Origin of the sequence: Desulfococcus sp. (assembly GCF_041737845.1) — a bacterium.
Classification (GTDB): Bacteria; Desulfobacterota; Desulfobacteria; order Desulfobacterales; family Desulfococcaceae; genus Desulfococcus.
On the sequence record NZ_JBGSQX010000115.1, the window covers coordinates 14,893 to 38,139 of the forward strand.

Here is a 23,247-nt window from a genome sequence, read left to right on the forward strand (position 1 = left end):
CCTTGACTTCATCCCCGATGTTCAATTATATAGGCTGTCGTTTTCAACCGATCCCCAGTAGCTCAGTCGGCAGAGCAGGTGGCTGTTAACCACCGTGTCCGTGGTTCGAGTCCGCGCTGGGGAGCCAAAAATCCATCCGCTGATTTCAGCGGTTCTTGTTTGCACGCAAAACCCCGGGGAACGAGTTCCTTGGGGTTTTGTCGTTTCCGCCCTGCCCGCGCCCTTTTCGCCACCTTTCATATCCTTTCCGATGCGCCGTCCCGAAGCCCGCCGTCCTAGTTCCGGGTGCACCCCTGGGGGTTGCGGGCGCTCACCGAAGATGTCCTTTTTGAATTCTCCCGTTCTCCGTTTTTTGGGGCCGCCTGGTTTAACAGCCTGGTTGCATTCGGGTGCCCATATTTTTAATTCGAAATGCAAAAAATTTAATTGCGATTAATTTTTCGGGTGTTATAGCATCTGTAATTAAGTCTATTATTATCGTTGGACATCTCTACTATAGGAAGATCCGATGAAACCTATCCATCCGGATTACGCGGCATTGGTTAAAGAAGTGCGGCGCCAGCTTGCCATCAGTCAAGAGGATCTGACCCGCGAGCTTGGGGTAAGCTATGCCACGGTCAATCGCTGGGAGAGCGGCCAAGCCAAGCCGTCCAAGCTGGCTCGGGCGCAGTTGGATGCCTTCTGCGATAGAATGACGGCACAGGGGATGCTCGAACTGCCGTAAAACACCAAATAAACTGCCCCATCAAGAACAGTTACTGAACCGGATGGGCGCTATCACAAAGGAACGGGGAATGAATCTGGAGACCCACTCTCAGCTCGCCAATTTCATCTGGAGCATCTGCAACCTGCTGCGCGGCCCATATAAACGCAACGAGTACCGCAAGGTGATACTGCCGCTGACGGTGTTGCGGCGCTTCGACTGTCTGCTGGCTCCCACCAAGGAACGGGTGCTCAAGGAGCATGCGCAGATCAAGGCCAAGCCGGAAAGCGTGGTGCGCAGCCTGCTGGAGAAAATCACCGGCCGGCAGTTTTATAATCTGTCCAAACTCGATCTGCCCAAGCTGCTCGACGACCCCAACCAGCTCGCCCCGAACCTGAACAGCTACATCAACGGATTCTCCAAGAACGTTCGGGAGATCATGGAGCGGTTTTCCTTTGACCAACAGATTGCCCGCATGGCGGAGAAAAACCTGCTCTATGAAGTGATCAAGGCCTTTGCGCGGATCGACCTCTCCCTGGAACGAGTGGACAGCATGCAGATGGGCTATGTGTTCGAGGAGCTGATCCGGATCGGGGCGGAACAATCCAACGAGGAGGCCGGGGAGCACTTCACGCCCCGGGAGGTCATCAAGCTGATGGTCAACCTGTTGCTGTCGCCGGAAAAGGATCTGGGCCGCAGCCACGTGGTCAAGACAATCTACGATCCGGCTTGCGGCACCGGCGGCATGCTCTCGGTGTCTGAAAACTATATCCTGGCATTAAACAAACAGGCCAAACCCCTGCTGTTCGGCCAGGACTGGAACGACGAGGCCTGGGCCGTGTGCAAGTCCGACATGCTTATCAAAGGCGAGGATGCGGACAACATCCGGCTCGGCGACACATTTACCAGCGACGGATTCGACCGGGACGCCCAGGGCCGGAAGATCACCTTCGACTACATGCTGGCCAATCCGCCCTTTGGCGTGGAGTGGAAACAGCAGGCCCGCTACCTCCAGCAGGAGCATGAAACCCTTGGCTATGAGGGCCGCTTCGGCGCCGGGCTGCCGCGCATCAACGACGGCTCCCTGCTTTTTCTCCAGCACATGCTCTCCAAGATGCGGGCACCGCATGATGGCGGCAGCCGCATCGCCATCGTGTTCAATGGTTCACCGCTTTTTACGGGCGATGCCGGCAGCGGAGAGAGCAACATCCGCCAGTGGATCATCGAAAACGACTGGCTGGAGGCCGTGGTGGCCCTGCCGGACCAGCTTTTTTACAACACCGGCATCTTCACCTACATCTGGGTGCTCACCAACCGCAAGGAGCCGGAGCGCAAGGGCAAGGTTCAGCTCATCGACGCCCGCCAGTTCTATGTAAAAATGCGCAAGAGCCTGGGCAACAAGCGCAACAAGATCGGCGACGCCGACGAAGGCGAGCCGGACCAGATCGGCGATGTCACCCACGTCTTCGGCAATTTTCAGGACGGCGAAACCCGCACCCTGGCGATCAACGGTGGAGAAAAGACTTTGGTGGTCGGCAAGATTTTCGACAACGCCGACTTCGGCTTTCACAAGATCACGGTGGAACGCCCCCTGCGGCTCAACTTTCAGGCCAGTGCCGAGCGCATCGCGCGGCTGGAAAATGAAACGGCCTTCCGGAATCTGGCCGACAGCAAGAAGAAAAACGAAGCCATGCGCCTGCGGGAAATCGAAGCCGGCCAACAACGGCAGGAAGAGATCCGCGCCATGCTGCGGGCCTTTGCCCAAGCCCACGGCGAAACAGTGTACAAGGACCGCAAGCAATTTCTCCTCGATCTCCGGGAGATCGACCGCAAGTGGGGCGTGCGCCTCTCCGCCGCCGAACTCAAGGCCGTGCTCAGCGCTCTGGGCGAGCGGGACGAAACCGCCGAAATCTGCCGGGACAAGCACGGCAATCCTGAACCCGACCCGGAACTGCGCGACACGGAAAACGTGCCCCTCAAGGAGAGCATCGAGGAATATTTCAAGCGCGAGGTCCTGCCCCATGTGCCCGATGCCTGGATCGATGAAGCCAAAACCAAGGTCGGCTACGAGATCCCCTTGAACCGTCACTTTTACCGCTACGAGCCGCCCCGGCCCCTGGAGGAGATCGAAGCGGATATCAAGACCCTGGAAGGCGAGATTTTAGCCCTGCTCAAAGAGGTGACGGCGTGAAGTACAAGGCGTATTCGAAATATAAGGACAGCGGGGTGGAATGGTTGGGAGAGGTTCCGGAGCATTGGGAAGAATCAAAATTGAAATATTTGTTTAAGTTTGTGAGCGGAGGAACACCACCAACAGAAGACGAACGATATTGGAATGGAGAACTCCCTTGGGTTTCTCCTAAGGACATGAAAAGTTTTCGGATTATTGACACAGAAGATCATGTTACTCGTGCGGCTGTTTCCCAAACATCAACAACCTTAGTCAACTCGAACACAGTTCTGATAGTTACCCGATCAGGCATCCTACGCCATTCTTTACCTGTGGCAATTGCCACCAAAGAAATGACAATTAATCAGGACATTAAAGGGTTAATTTCATTTAAACAAAATATCGATCCAGAATATATGGCGCGATTTATTGAAGGCCACCAAGCACAACTATTGTCAGTGTGGCGTAAAGAGGGAACTACTGTCGAAAGTTTGGAAACGGATATCATTAAAGATTTTACAATGGTTTTGCCTCCAGCAATTGAACAAACCACCATTACTGACTTTCTTGACCGAGAAATAAATAAGGTTGACACTCTTTTGGTGCAAAAGCGGGCGCTGATTGAAAAGCTGAAGGAAAAGCGCACGGCCCTCATCTCGCGCACCGTCACCCGCGGCCTGCCGCCCGAAGTGGCCCGGGCTGCCGGCCTTGACCCACATCCTGAACTCAAACCCTCGGGGGTTGAATGGCTTGGGGATGTACCGGAGCATTGGGAAATAAAAAAAGGCAGACATCTTGGGATATTGTTAGGAAGCGTTTCCCCGTCAGAGGGAAATTACACTGACAATGAGAAGGGTATACCGTTTGCTAAAGTTGACGATCTTAATCACATTGATTCGTCACTTTTATTGCTGAATACAAAGAATAGGGTAGAAGGGTTTCCGGTAACCAACAGGAAACTTATTTTGTTTCCTAAGCGAGGAGCAGCAATTTTTACAAATAAAGTAGCCACTGCAGAAGGTAAATTCTTATTCGACTCAAACATCATGGGATGGGAAATTTATCATTCGAACGAAACAAAGTACGTTGCTTATTGCTTGATAGCAAGACGATTGGATGACTTGGCTGATGTATCCACTGTGCCGCAAATCAATAACAAACATATTTATCCAGCATTATTTCCGAAGCCGCCTATAAATGAGCAATGCTTGATTGTTGATTACCTTGAAGACGTGAACAACAAAATTGACCAACTGATCACCAAGGTTGAGACCGCCATCAACCGCCTTCAAGAATATCGCACCGCCTTGATCACCGCAACGGTTACGGGTAAAATAGACGTAAGAGAGACTCAGGCATGACCACCCCTTTTGAAATTGAAAGCTTCGAGGAATACCTCAAAACAGTGCGGGATGAATTGCCCGAGGGTCGGAAATACTTCCGGGGGCAGAGCAAAACAGCAGCGACGGGCTACACCCTGAGGCCGTCCATTGGACGCTATGGACATCTGAGGGATCTTTCTTTTTATAAGCGCGACCAGCTTGAGCGGGAAGTGCTGGAGGTATTCAGCAACCATCTGGTCACCTATGTGCAGCACCTTCCCCGCACCGAATGGGAGGCATTGGCCATCGCCCAGCACCACGGCCTGCCCACGCGATTCATGGACTGGACCACCAACCCTCTGGTGGCGCTCTATTTTGCCGTGCGGGAAACGAAATTCGATGATAGCGGCAAACCCCTCAACAGCGCCGTTTACGTGCTGATCAGCGATCCCCCGCACTATGCGGACTTCAAGCGCAACCAGCAGCCGGCGATCAAGCCCGTGGGCGATACTCTGACGGAAGCACCCAAAGATGACGCGGGCTATGCGGACTTTGGCATTGATGGCAATGATGTCGAAGAATCCGGTGAACCCGGCGATGAGGAAGCTGGAACCAGCGGGACCGATGAAGGTCTTGACGAGAAGGAAACAGCTAAAACGCCACCTCCCATCCCTGCGCCTTTCGAGATCAAAGAGAATGTCATCTACGACCCGCCGCATGTTTCCCCGCGCATCCGGGCCCAGGACGGCGTGCTGCTTGCCTGCCATCAGCCATTGCAGGACCTGGAAGAGAAGGATTGTCTTGAAATCATCATCACGCATGAGGCCCATGACGATATCCGGCGGCGCCTGGATCAATACGGCGTCTTTGATCGGCAATTGTTCCCGGATCTTGACGGCATCGCCAAATGGCTGAAGTACCGGGTGTTCGAGATCAAGGGCACCATATAGGATAAGGAACGTTTTCCATGGCCGCACAGACATCCGAAAAAGCCTTTGAAACCCACGTGGAGGAAGGCCTGTTGCTGATCACCGCCGCGGTGACGGGTAAAATCGACGTGCGAGGTGCCGTCAAATGACTGCGGACCGGGACGAAAAATATCTGGCCGGATTGTTGCTGGAGTTGTGCAAGCTGCCCAACGAAACTGAATGGGTGGAATTCAAGGCTAACTATGCCGACCCCCAGGAAATAGGGGAATATATCTCGGCCCTGAGCAACGCGGCGGCCTTGTGCGGCAAGACCAATGGGTATCTGGTATGGGGGGTGGACGACGGCACCCACGAGGTCATTGGCACGGCCTTCAGGCCCGTATTGGCCAGGAAAGGTGGTGAGGAGCTGGAAAGCTGGCTGCTTCGGTTGACCAACCCCCGCATCCATTACCGGTTCCATAGTACCGAGTTTGAGGGAAAACCTGTGGTCATCCTGGAAATTCCCCGGGCGTCCAACAAGCCGGTTCGCTTCAGTGGCCAAGAATTCATCCGCGTCGGCTCCTACAAAAAGAAGCTGAAGGATTTCCCCGAAAAAGAACGGGCCTTGTGGCGCATCTTCGATGCCGTTCCTTTTGAGGAACTGCCGGCCGCCGAGTGCGTGCCCGACGAAGAGGTCTTGCGCCTGCTCGACTATCCGGCCTATTTCGATCTGACAAGCCAGAACCTGCCCGCGGACCGCACCGGCATCCTTGGCCGGCTGAGCGATGACGACATGATCCGCGCCTGCGAGGCCGGCGGCTGGAATATCTCCAATATGGGGGCGATCCTCCTGGCCAAGCGGTTGGATGATTTCAAGGCGCTCGGACGAAAGGCAGTGCGGGTCATTGTTTATAAGGATACCGGCAGACTGGAGACCCTTCGCGAGCAGGTCGGCGCCAAGGGCTACGCTTCTGGTTTTGAAGGGTTGATCGGATATATCAACAACCTGCTGCCCAGCAATGAGGTTATCGGTCAGGCCCTGAGAAAAGACGTGCCCGTCTATCCGGAACTGGCCGTGCGCGAGCTGGTGGCCAACGCCATTATCCACCAGGATTTTTTCATTCATGGTACCGGGCCGATGATTGAAATTTTTTCAGACCGCATGGAAATCACGAATCCGGGAATTCCCCTGGTCAAGACCGAGCGGTTCCTGGACAGCCCGCCCCGGTCGCGGAACGAGGCATTGGCTTCTTTTCTGCGACGGGCTGGAATTTGCGAGGAGCGGGGCAGCGGCGTCGACAAGGTGGTTTTTCAAACCGAACTGTACCAATTACCGGCGCCTTTGTTCGAAGTGACCGACGAACACACCCGGGCGGTTCTCTTTGCCCCGAAACCTTTCCGGGATATGGAAAAAGACGACCGCGTGAGGGCCTGCTACCTGCATGCCTGCCTGAAATATGTGAACCGGGCATTCATGACCAACGCCACGTTGAGGGAAAGATTCGGTATTGACCCTAAAAACAGTGCGGTAGCCTCGCGGATTATCAAGGATACGGCTGATCAGGGCTTGATTCGGCTCAGTGATCCAGACTCATCACGAAAGTACTCGAAATATATACCATTTTGGGCCTGATCCGTAGATTGCGGTTTATTTGACGGTTATTTGATCAAGCGGTGGGACTCCATTGAGATAAAGGGCGGCGGATAGTTATAAATATCTGAAAATACAATTTTTATTTATTTTATAAACCCGCCGGGCTTATTTGACGGTTATTTGATTGCATCGGGTGGACCCATGACAAAGACCTCTGAAAAAGCTTTTGAAACCCATGTCGAGGAGGTCCTGCTGCAACAAGGCGGCTGGCATCCCGGCACCAACTCCGAATGGGATGTGGAGCGGGCCCTTTTCCCGGCTCGGATTTTTGCCTTCCTGCAAGAGACGCAAGCCGCTCTTTGGGACCAGATGCGGGTACTGCACGGCAACGGACTGGAAGGCCTGCTGCTCAACACGCTGGTCAAGGAGCTGAACACCAAGGGCACGCTTCATGTGTTGCGCCACGGGTTCAAGTTCTACGGCAAGATGTTCCGCATGGCCTATTTCAAGCCGGCTCACGGTCTGAATGAAGAAGTGCTGGCCCTGTATGCCAAAAACCGGCTGTTTGTGAACCGGCAGGCCCTTTGCCATCCCGGCAGCCATGAGACCGTAGACATGCTGCTTTCCTTAAACGGCCTGCCCGTGGCCACCTGCGAGCTGAAGAACCCTGGTACCGGGCAAAGCTGGCAAAAGGCGGTCAAGCAATACAGGGAGGACCGGGACCCGCGCGCGCCGCTGTTCGGCTTCAAGATACGGGCCTTGGTGCATTTTGCCGTGGACCCGGATGAGGTCCACATGACCACGCGGCTGCAGAAAGAGGCCACGCACTTTTTACCGTTTAATCGCGGTAGCCATCCGGGCCAGGTGCAGTGCGGAGCGGGCAACCCCCAGCACCCATCCGGTTACCGCACGGGTTATTTCTGGGAAGAGGTGCTCCAGCGGGACAGCTTCCTGGATGTTCTCGGCCATTTCATGTTCATCGAAACCAGGGACGAAAAGATCGACGACGGCCGGGGCGGCATGCGGCGCATCACCCGGGAAAAGCTGGTTTTCCCCCGCTATCATCAGCTCGACGCCGTGCGCCGGATCGTGGCGGCCACCCGGCAGGAAGGACCGGGCAATAATTACCTGATCCAGCACTCGGCCGGCAGCGGCAAGACCAACAGCATTTCCTGGCTTTCCCACCGGCTGGCCAGCCTGCATGACACCAGCGACCGAAAGGTCTTTGACTGTGTGATCGTCATCACCGACCGGCGGGTCTTGGACCGGCAACTTCAGGATGCCATCTACCAGATCGAACATGCTCAGGGGGTGGTCAAGCCCATCGACCAGGATTCCAGGCAACTGGCCGATGCCCTGATCGACGGCACCCAGATCGTCATCACCACCTTGCAAAAATTCCCCTTTGTGCTGCGGGGGCTGATCACGGCGGCCGGAGCGGAAAGCGCGGAAAAAGCGACGGCAGAGGAAAAGGAGCAGGCCCGGCAGTGGGAAGCAGCCATTTCTGCCCGTAAATATGCCGTGATCGTGGACGAGGCCCACTCCAGCCAGACCGGCGAGACGGCCAGGGAACTCAAAGCCATTCTGGGAGCGGCCCCTGGCGAAACCGAGGAGGGCGAGGCGGACTGGGAAGACCGGCTGAATCAGGTGATGCTCTCCCGGGGAAGACAACCCAACCTGAGTTTTTTCGCCTTCACGGCCACGCCCAAGGGGAAAACCATCGAGCTGTTTGGGCGGACCGGGCCGGAGGGAAAACCGGAACCCTTTCACATTTACAGCATGCGCCAGGCCATCGAGGAGCGGTTTGTCCTCGATGTGTTGACCCACTACACCACCTACGGCGTTTATTATCGGCTGCTCAAGGCGGCCGAGGATGATCCGGCGCTGCCGAAGAAAAAGACCTCCCGGGCCCTGGCCAAGTTTATGAGCCTGCATCCCCACAATATCGAGCAGAAAACCGAGGTGATGGTGGAGCATTTCCGCCGCAGCGTCAAACAGCGCATCGGCGGCAGAGCCAAGGCTATGGTGGTGACGTCCTCGCGCCTGCATTCGGTGCGCTATATGAAAGCATTCGAGCGCTATATCGCCGATAACGGGTATCAGGATGTCCGCCCCCTGGTGGCCTTCAGCGGGACGGTCAGAGATCCGGAAAACGGCGGCGAGTACACCGAGCCGGGGATGAACGTCGACGTGGTCAGCGGAAAGCCAATCAGCGAGGCCCAGTTGCCCGAGCGCTTCAACTCTCCCGACTACCAGATCCTGCTGGTGGCCAACAAATACCAGACCGGTTTCGACCAGCCCCTGCTGCACACGATGTATGTGGACAAGCGCCTGGACGGGGTGCAGGCCGTCCAGACGCTTTCACGGCTCAACCGCATGATTCCGGGAAAAGACGCCCCTTTTGTGCTGGATTTCGTCAACAATGCCGAAGACATCTTCCGGGCCTTCAAACCCTATTACGATAAAACCGGGCTGGCCGAGGTGTCCGACCCGTCCAAGCTCGAAACGCTCAAGCATGAGCTGAATCAGATGCAAATCTACTATTGGAGCGAGGTCGAGGCCTTCTCTCAGGTGTTCTACAAGCCGATGGAGCGTCAAAACGCCGCGGATCACGCGCATATGCAACGGCATCTTCAACCGGCCGTGGACCGCTTCAAGGCCATCAAGGAAGATGAAAAGCGGCAGGAGTTTCGCGAAAAACTAAGCGGGTATATTCGGCTGTATGCCTTTTTATCCCAGATCATCCCCTATGCCGATCCGGAACTGGAAATGATGTACAGTTATGGAAGGTTTCTCCTGCCGCATCTACCCGTCGACCGCGATCCGCTTCCCATCAAGCTGACCGACAATGTGGCGATGCAGTACTACCGCATGGAACGTATTTATTCAGGGGCTATCGAAGTCAAGGAAGGAGAAGCCCAGTATGTGAAAAGCCCCACGGATGTCGGCTCAGGCAAGGCCAAGGATGATAAGGCGCCTTTTTCGGAGATTATTCAGGTTCTCAATGAGCGCTTCGGAACCAGCTTTAGTGAGGAAGACCGCTTGTTTTTCCAACAAATCAAGGAAAAGGCCTGCAAAAACGACCAGGTCATCCAGACGGCCATGGCCAACCCGCTGGACAAGTTTGTGCTGGGAATCCGCAAGTTGATCGAGGATCTGATGATAGATCGCATGGCCGAAAATGACAAGATCGTCACGCGTTACATGGCGGATCAGGAGTTTCAGGGGGCAGCCTTTCCCATTTTAGCCAGGGAGATTTTCGAGGCCATCCGATCTAAGGATGAGCGAGATTTGCGTGGTTAACCATTTGAATTAAGATTAAAATGTTATCTTGGGTTGTTTATATCGAAGCGCAAAACTTTTCATTTGGCCGATATAAAACCTTTCATTTGGCCGGACGCTTGGTTTTCAAACAGACGCCATGACTGAATCGACCCTATACGCACGATTTCTACGCAAGTCTTTAGAGGAGGCGTTGGAAGATACCCCGGTGGTGTTGATCCATGGGCCGCGCCAGTGCGGCAAAACCACCTTGGCCAGGATGGTCGGCGATGCGGCAGGGTATGAATACATTACCTTTGATGACAATGTTCAACTGGCCGCTGCCACTGCCGATCCGGTTCGGTTCGCGGCCGACCTGCCGCATAAAACGATTCTGGACGAGGTGCAGCGGGTTCCGGGCCTGTTTCTCGCGTTAAAATCGGCCGTGGATTCCGACCGGCGGCCCGGAGGACTTATTTTGACCGGTTCGGCGAATGTGTTGTTGGTTCCCAAATTGGCCGATTCACTGGCAGGTCGGATGGAGATCATACGGCTGCACCCCCTGTCGCAAGATGAAATCGCCGGGAAAGCATCCCGGTTCCTCGATGTTCTGTTTGCCGCCCGGTTTCAAAACCGAAGCTTCGAGCGCCTCGGCCTTGCGCTGGCCGAACGGATTGCCGCAGGCGGTTATCCGGCGGCGCTCTTGCGTACCAGGGTTAAACGGCGTGCATCCTGGTATCGTGACTATATCGAAACGCTGGTGCAGCGGGATGTGCGAGACCTTGCCCGTATCAGCGCTCTGGATGCGATACCGCGGCTTCTCCAGCTTGCCGCGGGCCAAACCGCGCGGTTGGTCAATGTGGCCGAAATGGCATCGGCGTTTCAATTGAGTCGGCCGACAATTCGTGACTATGTGGTGTTGCTGGAGAAAATCTTTCTCCTGGAACACCTGCTGCCATGGCACACCAACCGGCTGAGCCGGCTGATCAAAACGCCCAAGTTGCATCTTGCCGACACCGGTCTTGCCGCATCATTACTCGGTGTGGATGCCGAACTTCTCTATAAGGATCGTACAATGCTGGGACAGATTCTGGAGACCTTTGTTTTTCAGGAACTCAAACGTCAAGCCGGTTGGAACGACAGGCCTGTTCAATTTTATCATTTCCGGGACAAGGACGGTTTGGAGGTGGATATTGTGTTGGAACAGGCCGGTAAAGTGGCTGGAATCGAAATCAAAGCCGCTTCGACAGTTACAAAAAAAGATTTTCGTGGATTAGCAAAGCTCAAGGAAACGATGGGGGATCGGTTTGTCGCCGGTATTGTGATGTATGACGGCGAGAGTGCGGTTGGTTTTGGTGACGGACTCTACGCCGTCCCCATCCCGGCGCTCTGGGAGACGTACTGAATAATTGAAGCGATTTCGCAGCTGTTGAATCTTTTGCAGCAGCTGCCGCGGAGAATATCCTGTGTGAAGCCGGATAGCAGGTTTTCCTGCTATCAGAACAGCCTGGGAGGATCGTGAGAATGAATAAACATGAAAAGAGTAACGTGAGATCCAAAAAGCGAAAACAGATCGATCCCCTCGAGCAGGCCATCGAAACGGCGCTCTCGCCCGGAGACTTTATCTCCTACGATGACGCCTGGTCGTTCGTGGACGATGTTCAGAATGTTGCCAATGATATTGGAAAGATCATCAAAAAAGAGCCGGAACGCGCAGCACATCTGTACGAGACCTTCATCGCAGCCTGCCCGGATTCGAAGACATCGTTTCCGGCGCACCCAAGCATGTAGCGCGGCCCTTTCTGAACCGGGCAAAGGCACGGTGGCCCAAAAAATCGGAGGGGAGGATAAGGAGGTAATTACTTTGGATGCATTGGCCGCAAGGTTTGGGATATCAATTGGAGATACAAGATGATGAAAATCGGTCGCAACGCACCCTGCCCCTGCGGCAGCGGGAAAAAATACAAAAAGTGCTGCATGCACAAAGTGGCGCCGCCGTCCCTGACGCTTTACTATCAGCGGCTCTCGGAGGCCCATGATCGACTGGTGAACCGACTGCTCGCCCATGCCACCCGGATATTCGGAAAGGAGAGCTTTGCCGTGGCCATGGACGAGTTCCTGCTGTGGCCCGGCCCCGAAGACGAGATCCCTGAAGAAATGCTCGATCGGATCGGCGCAATTTTCTGGCTCTGGTTTCTGTTCAACTGGGAATACGATGCGAAGGACGCCGGGGTCGACCTGCCGGGGCCGGAAGGGCGGACCGTAGCCGAACTCTATGCCGAAGCAAGGGCCGGCAGGCTCACCCCCCTGGAGCAGCGCCTGATCGAAAGCGTCAACCGCACGCCATACAGCTTCTGGGAAGCGCTGAGCGTCGACAGGGGAGAAGGGATGACGCTCCGGGATGTTTTGACGGGCTCCCGCATTGACGTCCTGGAGCGCTCGGCATCGGAACATGTTGAGTCCGGCGACATCCTCTTTGGCCGGGCCGTCTCCGTGGACGGGGTGGGGATGCTGATGGGGCTCGGCGTTACCCTCATTCCCCCGGCCTTCAAGCCGCGGGTCATTGAATTGAGAAAACGAATGCGCCATGGCGGGTCCGCCGTCACCGGGGAGACCCTGTACGATTGGGATACGGAAATCCGGGAACTCTATTTCCACTTCGACCGTTCACTGCACACCGCGCCGGAACTCCACAATACCGACGGCCATCGCCTCGAATTTCACCGTCTGGTCTACGATGTGGCGTCCGCCGAGGAGGCCTTTGGGAAACTCTCCGATCTCTGCGTCACCATGACGCCCGAGGAACTCGGCGCCGATGCCGCGCGAGACGAGAACGGCCGGATCGTTCGGGTTGAAATTCCCTGGGAGCGCAAGGGCGGCGGGATCAGCCTCGGTATGGCCGTTACGCTGCTGGGCAGGATCGTGATCGACGGCCGCCGGCTGACGGCGGAGGTCAACTCCGCCGAACGGGCGGAAACCCTGCGCCGCGAGATCGATGCGCGGCTCCGCAGCAGCGGCCGCTTCAGGGTGGACGAAATTCAGGACCTGGATGGGATGCTGAGCAGGCACCCGGCCACAGAAGGCGAAAGCGGAACGCCGAAAGACCATGAAGCGCTGATGCAGCAACCGGAGATTCGGGAACATCTGGTGGAAATGATCTCCAGGCATTGGGAAAGCTGGGTGAATGAGAGCATTCCGGCCCTGGGCGGCAGGACGCCGAGGGATGCCGTCAAGACCGCCGACGGGCGCGAGGCCGTGGAAGCCCTGCTGCAGGATGCCGAGAGGTCCCGAGGGCAGAATCCGTTCATGCTGGAGGCGAACCGAAAAGGTGCAGCGCGGGTAAGGGAGCTTCTCGGCTTGCCCAGCCGGTAAGGAAGGGCGGCGTGGATATCCCCATGGATGCTTCGCCGCTGCTGAAATGTCTGAATCTTTACAAAACGCTCCACCGTAACGCAAGAAATCCATCATTTCTTTCGACGGCCCGGAAAATTGGTGGCGCAGTTCGTCCACCAAGAGGAGTTAAATTTAATCCGCTGAACTTCAGCGGTTCTTATTTAACGCAAGACCCCGTGGGCCCATTTAAATGATCGATCCCTCGGGGTTTTGTCGTTTCCGCCCTGCCCGCGCCCGGTTACGCCACCCTTCACATCCTTCCAGATGCTCCGTCTCGAAGCCCGCCGTCCGGGGTCCGGGTACATCCCCAAGGGTTGCGGGCGCTCGCCGAAGATGTCCTTTCCGAATTCTCCCGTTCTCCGTTTTTCGAGTCGCCTGGTTTAACAGCCTGGTTGCGTTCGAGTGCCCAGATTTTTAATTCGAAATGCAAAAAATTTAGTTGCGATTAATTTTTCAGGTGTTAAGGCATCTGTAATTAAGTCTATTATTATCGTTGAACATCACTTTATAGGAAGACCCGATGAAACCTATCCATCCGGATTACGCGGCATTGGCCAAGGAGGTTCGGCGCCAGCTTGCCATCAGTCAGGAGGATCTTGCTCGGGAGTTGGGGGTAAGCTATGCCACTGTCAATCGCTGGGAAAATGCCCAGGCCAAGCCGTCCAAGCTGGCCCGGGCGCAGTTGGATGCCTTCTGTGATAGAATGACGGCACAGGGGATGCTCGAACTGCCGTAAGATATCAAAACAAATCGCCCCATCAAGAACAGGTTTTATACCGGATGAGCAGTACTCACAAAGGAACGGGGAATCTGGAGACCCACTCACAACTCGCCAATTTCACTTGGAACATCTGCAACCTGCTGCACGGGCCGCTGCTATGATCGGAGGTGACAACTACCCTGACACAGGGGGAGACCGTCAGCTTTATCGTCGAACTCCCCATCCACCTGGACGAAAGGCATTTGGAAGTCTGGGCGCCGGGCATAAAGCTGCCTTCGCGGGTCGTGCATGTCCTTTCCGAATTTCAGATTGTTGACCAGGCTTCAAACATCGGGAATAAAAATGGTGATGCAGGCCATGACAGATACAAGGCCCGCAGGATGGCCAAGGTAAAGGAACGCCTGCTACAGGAAAAATGACTTGGGGTGGGAAGGACATCATGTGACGCCGCAAAGCACTAAAGGAAATGCAGAGAATGGTAAACGGAAATGCTTTTGTGGAAATCGCCGCTATTTTAGGGCTCGCAACCCTGACTGGAATTGTCGGGCAAAAATTGCGACAGCCCTTGATCATCATGTTTCTGGCAACAGGCATTTTGGCCGGACCCTCGTTTCTTGGCATCATACACAGCTATGAGCAAATTGAGCTTCTGGCCCATATCGGCATAGCCCTGCTGCTGTTTATCGTTGGGCTTAAACTCGATCTGAATCTGATTCGGACCACCGGTCCCGTCGCCCTGGCGACCGGCCTCGGACAGATCGTGTTTACGTCGATTATCGGATTTGTCATCGCCATCGTCATGGGCATGTCATATCTCAGTGCCGGCTATGTCTCGGTCGCGCTTACATTTTCAAGTACGATCATCATCGTAAAGCTACTGTCGGACAAAAAAGAAATCGACTCTCTTCATGGGCAGATTGCTCTTGGATTTCTGATTGTTCAGGATATCGCCGCCATTCTGGCACTGGTCGGCCTGACGACATGGGGATCATCTGTTACCGGGGATGATTCGGGGTATCTCTCGTACATGATGATCGGCGCAAAGGGGTTGGGACTGTTGGGCGCGGTTGCCCTGCTGATGAAATATGTCATTCCTTATCTGACCCAGCGCCTCGCGCATTCGCTGGAACTGTTGACGCTATTCGCAATCGCATGGGCGGTCCTTCTCGGAGCGGGCAGTGAGCTGTTGGGATTCAGTAAGGAGGTCGGCGCATTTCTGGCCGGTGTCTCGCTGGCGTCCACCACCTTCAGGGATTCGATTGGCGCGCGCCTCACAGGCCTACGGGATTTTCTCCTTCTGTTTTTTTTCATCGATCTTGGCGCACGATTGGATTGGTCCATGGTGGGCTCGCAATTGGGCGCAGCGCTTGTTTTTTCCATCTTTGTGCTCGTCGGCAACCCGCTCATTGTTCTGATCATCATGGGCGTCATGGGATATCGTCGTCGCACTGGTTTTCTCGCCGGTCTCACGGTGGCCCAAATCAGTGAATTTTCGCTTATCGTAGCGGCGTTGGGGCTGAGTATCGGCCACATTACCGAAGAAACGATGGGGCTGATCACCCTCGTGGGGGTGGTGACCATATTCCTGTCCACCTACATGATCCTCTATTCCTACCCGCTTTATCGTGTTCTATCCTCCCCATTGAAGATTTTCGAAAGGCGCAATCCTTACCGGGAGGCGGCCATAGACACCCTCGCGGAAACGGAAGCGGTCGATGTTATTTTGGTGGGATTGGGCAACTATGGCAGCGGGCTGATGGAACACCTTCTACGGCGGAAAAATGCCATCGTAGGGTTCGACTTCGACCCCGGCACTTTGGATAAGTGGCGCAAGAGAGGGGTGCCTGTTTTTTACGGCGACATGGCGGACCCGGAGATGCATGAGCAATTGCCGCTGAAAAAGGCGCGATGGGTTATCAGCGCCGTTCGTTCCAAAGAGATGAGCCTGGCGCTTATCCATAATCTCAAGAAGGACGGATATACCGGAAAGGTGGCCTTGACGGCGACAAACAGCCAAGAAGCCGCTGAGTTCGAAAAAGCTGGCGTCAATTTGGTATTTCGGCCTTTTAAGGATGCAACGGAGCAAGCGGCCGACGCCTTGACTTACGCGATGGACTTTCTGCCGGAAAATGTAGATTGGCCTGTCTCATTTCTCGAGTTGCGTATTCGTTCGGATGCTTCGGCCGCCGGGCAGATAATGAGAGAAATCCCGTTATCGGCTTCGGGTATATCTGTTCTGGCGGTCAGTCGGGGGGGGCGCATCTTTCACGAGCCGAAGCCGGACTTTAGAATTTTCCCGGCCGACCGTCTGCTCCTCATGGGACATCCGGATGGCTTGAAGGAGGCTGAAACCATACTGAATCACCTTGAGCCGCAAAGAGACGCAGAAGACACAGACCGCTTTGAAATCGCCGAAATCAAGGTGTCGGAAAATTCGGATCTTTCAGACAAGTCTTTGGCGGAGCTTCATTTTCGGCAAAAGTTCGGGGCGACCCTGGTCGGCATTCGCAGGGGGCAGGATCAGATCACGACGATCAACCCTGCGGAGCGCTTGCTTGGCGGGGATTGTCTGATCGTTATCGGAAAGTCGAGCAGTATCAAAGAGCTGAAGAACCTGGCCCCTGTCTGACGGCTCAACTCTTTCTCAACAGATATCGCTTTCCAGATAAAGATTTTGGGTGCGTTATCGGTCGGGGATGGCCGACAGTTTTTCAAGGCGTCAGCCGCAACAGGCCTGTCCCCTCCCTGCTGCCTTCCCAAAGTCATTAACTGAAAAGCTATCGACGCACGAGGTGATCCATGAAACGTTTCAAAAACATACTCTACGTGAACGAACCAACCGCAGAACAGGAATCGACGATTGCCCGTGCTGTCTTGCTGGCGGTAAACAATCAGGCCGATCTGACAATTGTTGATGTAATCCCGACTCATGCCCTCACGGAAGGTATCGATTTGCCGCCGGGAGGCCTGACATCCAGCGATCTGCGAGCCGCCGTAGAATCCGATCATCGCAAGGCGATGGAATCCATGGTTCAACCCTACAGTGAACACCTGGAAATCCGGCTGGAGGTATTGGTTGGAAAGACGTACCTTGAGGCAATTCGGGCCGTATTGAAAAATGGGCATGATCTGCTCATCAAGCCAGCGGAAAATCCGACTTGGACAAATCGGCTGTTCGGCAGTGACGATCTGCATCTTCTCCGGAAATGTCCCTGCCCGGTCTGGCTCATGAAGCCACCTGAGAAATCGAAATACAGCATCATCCTGGCGGCTGTCGATTTCGATCTTTTTGTTTCCCTCCCTTCAGAGCAAGCGCTTAATCGCGAAATTTTGGAACTGGCCGCCTCACTGACGCTTTCCGACTTTGCGTCCCTGCACATTGTTCACGCCTGGGAAGCCCTTGCTGAAAAAACAATGTTGTCCCGAGGCGGCATATCGCCGGAAGGCTTGACCAATTACGGTGAAAGAGAGCATGAGCGCCACAAGAATGAATTTTACAGGCTGGCCGAGGAACTGCGCGGATGGATCGGCAAAGACGCCTATGGTTACCTTTCGCCTGGCTTTCACCTGCTTAAAGGACCGGCAAAAAAAGAGATCGCGCCATTGGCGGCGGAGTTGCGAGCGGACCTTGTCGTCATGGGGACGGTCGCCCGAACCGGCATATCAGGACTGATCATCGGCAATACCGCCGAAGCCATTCTCGACCAGCTTACGTGTTCGGTGCTTGCCATAAAGCCTCCTGGGTTCAAGACCCCGGTGAATTTTGATGAGTGACGCTTTTTAAGCCTGTTAAAATCCTTTAAACTATATCCGTATCGAAAGGGTTCACTGGCCGAAATTGACCCAAAATTCCTGATTATAATTGATTTTGGGGAGGCCGATTTTCATGGGGCACAATATGTTGATTCGGCTGCAAACTCAAGCTCAACATATTGATATTAAACAAAATATTTTTTACCTAGATTTTTTATCAATAATTTAATATAGTTAGAGACTAATCCCTGGCAAGGAGGTCTCTAACTATATGGGCAATGCAGATACAGGATCCGCCACCCGAAACAATAGAAGCATATGCGTGCCGATTTCTCAAGAAATTTATAGCGCCAATATCGCTGATGCCGGAAACTTTGCTCCGTGGTGTCCGGAAACCGTGAAGCACCATGGTCATAAAAGTCCAGCCGAGAGGTTGAACCGATTTTGCTACAGCGAGAGCTGGATTGAAAACCTTTTGATATCGGGTTCGCTGGGAGGTTATCGTACCCCTCCCCAAAATCCATTATAATCAGCATTTTCATGGTACCCGTCCTGGTTTTTTTCATCATGAAGGACAAGGACCGGCTGGCCCGGTGGCTGCTTCGGTTTTTACCGGCCGATCGGACCCTGGTCAATCGGATCGGCCGGGACATCAATGTCCAGATGTCCAATTACATCCGGGGCAAAACCATCGAAATGCTGATCGTGGGGGTGGCCGCCTACATCCTGTTTCACCTGTTCGGGCTCAATTACTCTATCCTGCTATCCACCTTGGTCGGCCTGTCGGTTTTCGTTCCCGTGGTGGGGGCCATCGTCATGACTGTTCCGGTGGTGCTGGTGGCTTTTTTGAAGTTCGGCTTTTCCCAGCAATTGATCTGGCTCACCTTGGCCTACATCGTCTTGCAGCAACTGGACGGCAATGTGCTGGTGCCCATCTTGTTTGCCGAGGTCAACAAACTGCATCCCGTGGCCATCATCAGCGCCGTGCTGATATTTGGCGGCACCTGGGGCATTTGGGGTGTTGTGTTCGCCATTCCTCTGGCCACCCTGGTACAGGCGATCATCCAGGCCTGGCCGGAGGAGATAGCGCAGCCGGAGGCCCAAACCCGTTTGTCTACAGACATTTCTTAAGGAGAAAGCACCATGAATACGGACACAGAATACGAAGGCTTGTCCATCAAGCCGGGTGAAGACCGCCTGATCAGCGCATTGAACGCCACCATTCGCCTGGGCATCCGCGCCCTGGCGATCCTGATGACTCTGGTGATCTTCTGGGGAATCGCGGATGTTGTGTGGGTCATCTACCAGCATATGGTTGAACCGCCGTTTTTGATCCTGAGAATAGAAGACATCCTGGACACCTTCGGCGCATTTCTGGCCGTACTCATTGCTGTTGAAATCTTTCTTAATATTGTTCTTTATTTAAAAGACAACGTCATCCACGTGAAGCTGGTGGTCGCCACGGCCCTGATGGCCATCGCCCGAAAGGTGATCGTCTTCGATTTCAACAAGATCAGTTCCGAACACGTGATGGGCGTCGGTGCGGTGATTTTGCCCTGGGCATCACCTACTGGCTGATCGCAGGACAGCGCAAATAACAGCCTGCATGGCGGGTGGCTTGAAAAAACAACCAGGTCAACGCGGCGTCGGGTTCAAGGTGATTGGCAATGCTGGAAAATGTTTGACGGGTGGAAATTTTTGGCCGGGTTGGGCATTTTTTTATTCAGCATGTTCATGGCGGAAGACTCCATCAAACTGCTGACCTGCCTTAGGCCAGGCTTCGACACTTTTGCGAACCGAAAGAACCGAACATGAAAGAATTTGACAAACAGAGAGATGCCTCACTCGTCCAAGAGGGTTCAATCCGAAGGGAAAATCGTGTCCACCGCATCCTCGTTCGGGTACTGCTTTTGTTGAAGTGCAGGATATCGAAAGTTACGAACAAACGCAGGAGACGATGGCGCTCTTGAAAATCCTGGCGCTCGGCACCCGCCAGATCGAAGAGGGAAAGGTTCAACCCCCTGCCGATGTCATCAAGCACCTTCGAAACAGGCCGGAGTCCCGCTGATGGTCTTCTCGATGCTGTTGACCGATGATGCGTCGCGTGACCTGGAGGATATTTATGATTCCATCGATCGGTGCGATGGACGGGGCAATGCGGATTACGTTCTCGATCGAATCGAAAAAGCGTTCAACAGCCTGTCTGAAAATCCTGAGCGCGGCGCCTTCCCGAAGGAATTGCTTGCCGTTGGAATGCGCGAGTTTCGCGAAATCTTCTTCAAGCCCTACCGAATGATTTACCGCATCATGGAAAATCATGTGTATGCACTCCTGATTGCCGATGGGCGTCGTGACATGCAGAAACTCCTGCAGCGGCGCCTGCTGCAGGCGTGACCGATCCCATTGTCTATTCCGGGACACGGATCTTTCGTGATGCCTGCCTGCATGTTTCCAGGGCTCATTAAAAATTGCCGGCTAACAATCAAATGATCCCCGAAAAATATAAACGAGCAGAAGACCAAACCCCCTTGAGCCTTCGCCAGAGCCGCTCCAGCACTGACGACTCCGTCGTTTCCCGGGGATCGTACCCGTTTTCGAGGATCCGTTTCGCCCTTGCCTCCGGTGCCGGATGGCTTGACAGGAAAGAGTGGTCGTTGCCTGCGGCGGCCAGTTTGATCAGGGCGGAAACGGCGGGCTGCCGGTCGTGCCCTCTGTTCTCCAGGTACAGAACGCCGTAATCGTCCGCCTCCCGCTCCTCCTGCTGGGAGAACCGGGCGTTGAGCAGGGTCTCTGAAAAGGCGCCGACAGCGGATCTGGCGATGGCGCCGACTTCGTTTTGCTGCGAGGCGACCGCCTTCCGGACGGCGCTGCCGGCGTAGGCCAGCATGATCTTTTTCTTGATGTGCTTCGCCGTCACATGGCCCATTTCATGGCCGACGACAAAGAGCAGCTCGCGGTCGTCCAGCATATCCATCAACCCGCTGTAGATCCGGATGGTCCCGTCGGCCATGGCAAATGCGTTGACCTCGGGCGACAGATACACCTTGCAGTTGAACCCGTGACCCCCGTATTCCTCACCCCCGCCGATCAGCCGATGAAGCCGCCGCGCATGGGGATGGTCGGGAGGTGCCACGGAATGTTTCAGGTCCGATTGCCTCGCGACCTCCACGGCCAGGCGCTTGACATCCTCATCCTTCAGGGTGGCGGCCCGGAGGGCATCCGCCCCGGCCTGGATCGCCATGCCGACATCCGTCTCCTCGCACCCGGTGATTAGCATGCAAAGGATTGCAAAAATTGATAACACCCTTTTGTTCATATCCTTCTCTCCATAGCAGCAGACAACTCAGGACTTTCGCATTAAAGAAAAGACAATGTCAACACTGCCATGGAGGCCCCGCATGAAAACAGCGAAACTTGCCCTGAAACATGGGGAACGGCGCAAAAACGCCATGAGCACCTTTCGTTCAGTCTGGTTATTTCATCGGGGGCGGGTCGGCTCGTAGATCGGGACCTTGCATTTCCGGGCGGCCTTCAAAAGGGAGGCGTTCTGTGTGGAGAGGGGCAGAACATGACGACCGAATTTTCGACGACGAACCGGGCAGGGATCAACGCCGTCCCTCCTCGATCATATCCGGTATCGAGAGGCCATTGAGGCGGTTGGTCTTTCGAAACCGCTTCAATGGGTCGATGATGTCGGATACGGGCGTCTTTTGTCGGACAGATGGACCAAAGCTTCGCAACATGAGGGTGTCGGCGCCTATCATCAACGGAGACGCCAAAAATAATGGTATTGACATTTCGCCCGAAATAATTAGCTATTTATCCTACAAGCATCTTGATCCTACAACCACATTAAATCAACCAAGTTCACCGATGCGGCAGCGGGTTCATGCCTGTTGGCTCAATACAATTGGTCCCCGTCCTTCTGGAAATGACTGATTCGGCATCACCCTAGATCCAGACGCTGCCCTCGGACGCACCGCCTTGCTCGGCAACGCATTGAACGGCCGTATTTTAAACTGGAAATATTGCCGGATCAATGGAAACCGAACCCCACGCACATAAGGAGACCCGCCATGACCGATCGACTCAAACCCGGTCCATACCGGTTTATCCGCATGGATGACGGCATCGAGGTACCCTTTTATATCATCCCTTTCGACAAGCGGGGCATTTGCGACGGCCCGGAAACCCGCCGCCATCTGATCAACAGTGTGAAGGAAGGCGCCTACTCAGACATCTTCCTCTTCTCCCACGGCTGGAACAACGACTGGAGCGTGGCCACCAAACGCTACGAAGACTTTCTCAAGGGCTACATGACCATGCGCCGCGCCCGCAACCTGCCCATGCCCTCCGGCTACCGCCCGCTGCTGGTGGGGATCTTCTGGCCGAGCACCGCCCTGGTTTTCGGCGAAAGCGAAACAGGACCGAAAATCGCCGCGGCCGACCCCGAGGCAATGGATGCAAGGGTCGCCGAGGAGCGCCGGGAAATCCGCGAACTGGCTGACGAACTGCCCGCCGACCAGGCCGGGCGCTTCTATGAACTGGTCCAGAAACCCGGCCTGTCCGAGCCCGAGGCCCTGGAACTGGCAAAAATCGCCAGGAGCTTCTATCACGAAACGGACGATGAGCTTCAGACAGGATCTCCCTTATCCGAAAAGGAGATCGTCTCCCTGTGGGCAGCCGCTTCTCCTGAGGCCGAAGCGGATCTGGAGGATTTTGGCACCACCGGCGGTGCTGCTTCTGAAGGCCCCCAGGCCGCGGGATTGGGCGACCTGTTTAAAAAACTCGATCCGCGCAACATCGTGCGGACCCTGACCGTCTACCAGATGAAAGACCGGGCCGGCACGGTGGGCGCCCGCGGGGTCGGGCCGCTGCTGCGGGAGCTGCTCGCCGCAGGCAGTTCGCGGCTGCACCTCATCGGACATTCCTACGGCGGCAAGGTGGTCCTCTCGGCCGCCGGCTTCGGCGACGACCTGCCCCGCAAGGTCGAATCGATGCTCCTGCTCCAGCCGGCGGTTTCCCACCTCTGCTTTGCCCAAAAAGTTCCCGGCACCGACCACCCCGGCGGCTACCGGGAAGCCCTCGCCCGGGTGAACAAACCGATCCTGACCACCTTCAGCGCCCATGACTTTCCCCTCACGAAAACCTTCCACCTCGCGCTGCGGCGAAAGGATGACCTGGGCGAGGCGAAAATCGCGGGAGTCGGAGATCCGCCCAGCAAATACGCCGCATTAGGCGGGTTCGGCCCGCGCGGTGCCGGAGAGGCGCTGATCGATATCCGGGACGCAGGGCAGCCGTATCAATGGCCGGCGGGCACGGAGATCATCGGCCTGCGCGGCACCCGGACCATCAAGGGACACGGCGACATCAGCAACGAATCGACCTGGTGGGCGCTCTATTCCCTGGCATCCCAATAAGG

At 55.2% G+C, this 23,247-nt stretch carries 19 protein-coding genes and 1 tRNA gene; 19 read left to right on the plus strand and 1 reads right to left on the minus strand.

Features of this window, described 5'->3' with window-relative positions; translation table 11 throughout:
* Positions 1 to 51: 51 nt before the first annotated feature.
* From ACEW8N_RS13145 to ACEW8N_RS13230, 18 genes are all read left to right on the plus strand, one after another.
* Positions 52 to 127, plus strand: a tRNA-Asn gene (locus ACEW8N_RS13145).
* A 381-nt stretch (positions 128 to 508) separates the two neighbouring features.
* Complete coding sequence (locus tag ACEW8N_RS13150; RefSeq protein WP_373500288.1) at positions 509 to 724, plus strand: multiprotein-bridging factor 1 family protein; 216 nt, start codon at positions 509 to 511, stop codon at positions 722 to 724.
* 70 nt (positions 725 to 794) lie between these two features.
* A complete protein-coding gene (locus tag ACEW8N_RS13155) occupies positions 795 to 2,894 on the plus strand; it encodes an N-6 DNA methylase (protein WP_373500289.1) in 2,100 nt (699 codons plus the stop codon).
* Positions 2,891 to 4,234, plus strand: a complete 1,344-nt coding sequence (locus tag ACEW8N_RS13160) for a restriction endonuclease subunit S (RefSeq protein ID WP_373500290.1) — start codon at positions 2,891 to 2,893, stop codon at positions 4,232 to 4,234. The genes ACEW8N_RS13155 and ACEW8N_RS13160 overlap by 4 nt, the downstream gene beginning before the upstream one ends.
* Complete coding sequence (locus ACEW8N_RS13165; RefSeq protein WP_373500291.1) at positions 4,231 to 5,145, plus strand: FRG domain-containing protein; 915 nt, start codon at positions 4,231 to 4,233, stop codon at positions 5,143 to 5,145. Before ACEW8N_RS13160 ends, ACEW8N_RS13165 begins: the two co-directional genes overlap by 4 nt.
* Before the next feature lie 124 nt (positions 5,146 to 5,269).
* On the plus strand, positions 5,270 to 6,736 hold the full coding sequence (locus tag ACEW8N_RS13170; RefSeq protein WP_373500292.1) for an ATP-binding protein: 1,467 nt from the start codon (positions 5,270 to 5,272) through the stop codon (positions 6,734 to 6,736).
* A 162-nt stretch (positions 6,737 to 6,898) separates the two neighbouring features.
* A complete protein-coding gene (locus ACEW8N_RS13175) occupies positions 6,899 to 10,000 on the plus strand; it encodes a type I restriction endonuclease subunit R (protein WP_373500293.1) in 3,102 nt (1,033 codons plus the stop codon).
* 172 nt (positions 10,001 to 10,172) lie between these two features.
* The gene (locus ACEW8N_RS13180; RefSeq protein WP_373500294.1) at positions 10,173 to 11,363 is read left to right on the plus strand and encodes an ATP-binding protein; all 1,191 of its coding nucleotides are present in this window, start codon (positions 10,173 to 10,175) and stop codon (positions 11,361 to 11,363) included.
* Positions 11,364 to 11,482: 119 nt separating this feature from the next.
* On the plus strand, positions 11,483 to 11,749 hold the full coding sequence (locus ACEW8N_RS13185; protein WP_373500295.1) for a hypothetical protein: 267 nt from the start codon (positions 11,483 to 11,485) through the stop codon (positions 11,747 to 11,749).
* A 120-nt stretch (positions 11,750 to 11,869) separates the two neighbouring features.
* Positions 11,870 to 13,330 (plus strand): SEC-C metal-binding domain-containing protein, encoded by a 1,461-nt coding sequence (locus ACEW8N_RS13190; RefSeq protein WP_373500296.1) that lies wholly within the window; start codon positions 11,870 to 11,872, stop codon positions 13,328 to 13,330.
* Between the two features lie 11 nt (positions 13,331 to 13,341).
* Positions 13,342 to 13,545 carry a hypothetical protein gene (locus ACEW8N_RS13195; protein WP_373500297.1) on the plus strand — a complete coding sequence of 68 codons (204 nt, stop codon included), beginning with the start codon at positions 13,342 to 13,344 and terminating at the stop codon, positions 13,543 to 13,545.
* A 326-nt stretch (positions 13,546 to 13,871) separates the two neighbouring features.
* A complete protein-coding gene (locus tag ACEW8N_RS13200) occupies positions 13,872 to 14,087 on the plus strand; it encodes a multiprotein-bridging factor 1 family protein (RefSeq protein ID WP_373500298.1) in 216 nt (71 codons plus the stop codon).
* A gap of 227 nt (positions 14,088 to 14,314) precedes the next feature.
* A complete protein-coding gene (locus ACEW8N_RS13205) occupies positions 14,315 to 14,491 on the plus strand; it encodes a hypothetical protein (protein ID WP_373500299.1) in 177 nt (58 codons plus the stop codon).
* 56 nt (positions 14,492 to 14,547) lie between these two features.
* Positions 14,548 to 16,701, plus strand: coding sequence for a cation:proton antiporter (locus ACEW8N_RS13210; RefSeq protein ID WP_373500300.1), 2,154 nt, complete (start codon positions 14,548 to 14,550; stop codon positions 16,699 to 16,701).
* 170 nt (positions 16,702 to 16,871) lie between these two features.
* Positions 16,872 to 17,846: a universal stress protein gene (locus ACEW8N_RS13215; protein ID WP_373500301.1), complete on the plus strand. Its 975-nt coding sequence runs from the start codon at positions 16,872 to 16,874 to the stop codon at positions 17,844 to 17,846.
* Positions 17,847 to 18,353: 507 nt separating this feature from the next.
* Entirely contained in the window at positions 18,354 to 18,956 is a 603-nt protein-coding gene (locus tag ACEW8N_RS13220) for an AI-2E family transporter (protein ID WP_373500351.1), read from the plus strand.
* 12 nt (positions 18,957 to 18,968) lie between these two features.
* Positions 18,969 to 19,403 carry a phosphate-starvation-inducible PsiE family protein gene (locus ACEW8N_RS13225; protein ID WP_373500302.1) on the plus strand — a complete coding sequence of 145 codons (435 nt, stop codon included), beginning with the start codon at positions 18,969 to 18,971 and terminating at the stop codon, positions 19,401 to 19,403.
* 489 nt (positions 19,404 to 19,892) lie between these two features.
* On the plus strand, positions 19,893 to 20,219 hold the full coding sequence (locus ACEW8N_RS13230; protein WP_373500303.1) for a type II toxin-antitoxin system RelE/ParE family toxin: 327 nt from the start codon (positions 19,893 to 19,895) through the stop codon (positions 20,217 to 20,219).
* 88 nt (positions 20,220 to 20,307) lie between these two features.
* Here ACEW8N_RS13230 and ACEW8N_RS13235 read toward each other — a convergent pair whose 3' ends face one another.
* A complete protein-coding gene (locus tag ACEW8N_RS13235) occupies positions 20,308 to 21,102 on the minus strand; it encodes a M48 family metalloprotease (RefSeq protein ID WP_373500304.1) in 795 nt (264 codons plus the stop codon).
* Positions 21,103 to 21,901: 799 nt separating this feature from the next.
* On the opposite strand from ACEW8N_RS13235, the gene ACEW8N_RS13240 reads away from it, so the two are divergent.
* Positions 21,902 to 23,245 (plus strand): alpha/beta fold hydrolase, encoded by a 1,344-nt coding sequence (locus ACEW8N_RS13240; RefSeq protein ID WP_373500305.1) that lies wholly within the window; start codon positions 21,902 to 21,904, stop codon positions 23,243 to 23,245.
* Positions 23,246 to 23,247: the final 2 nt, after the last annotated feature.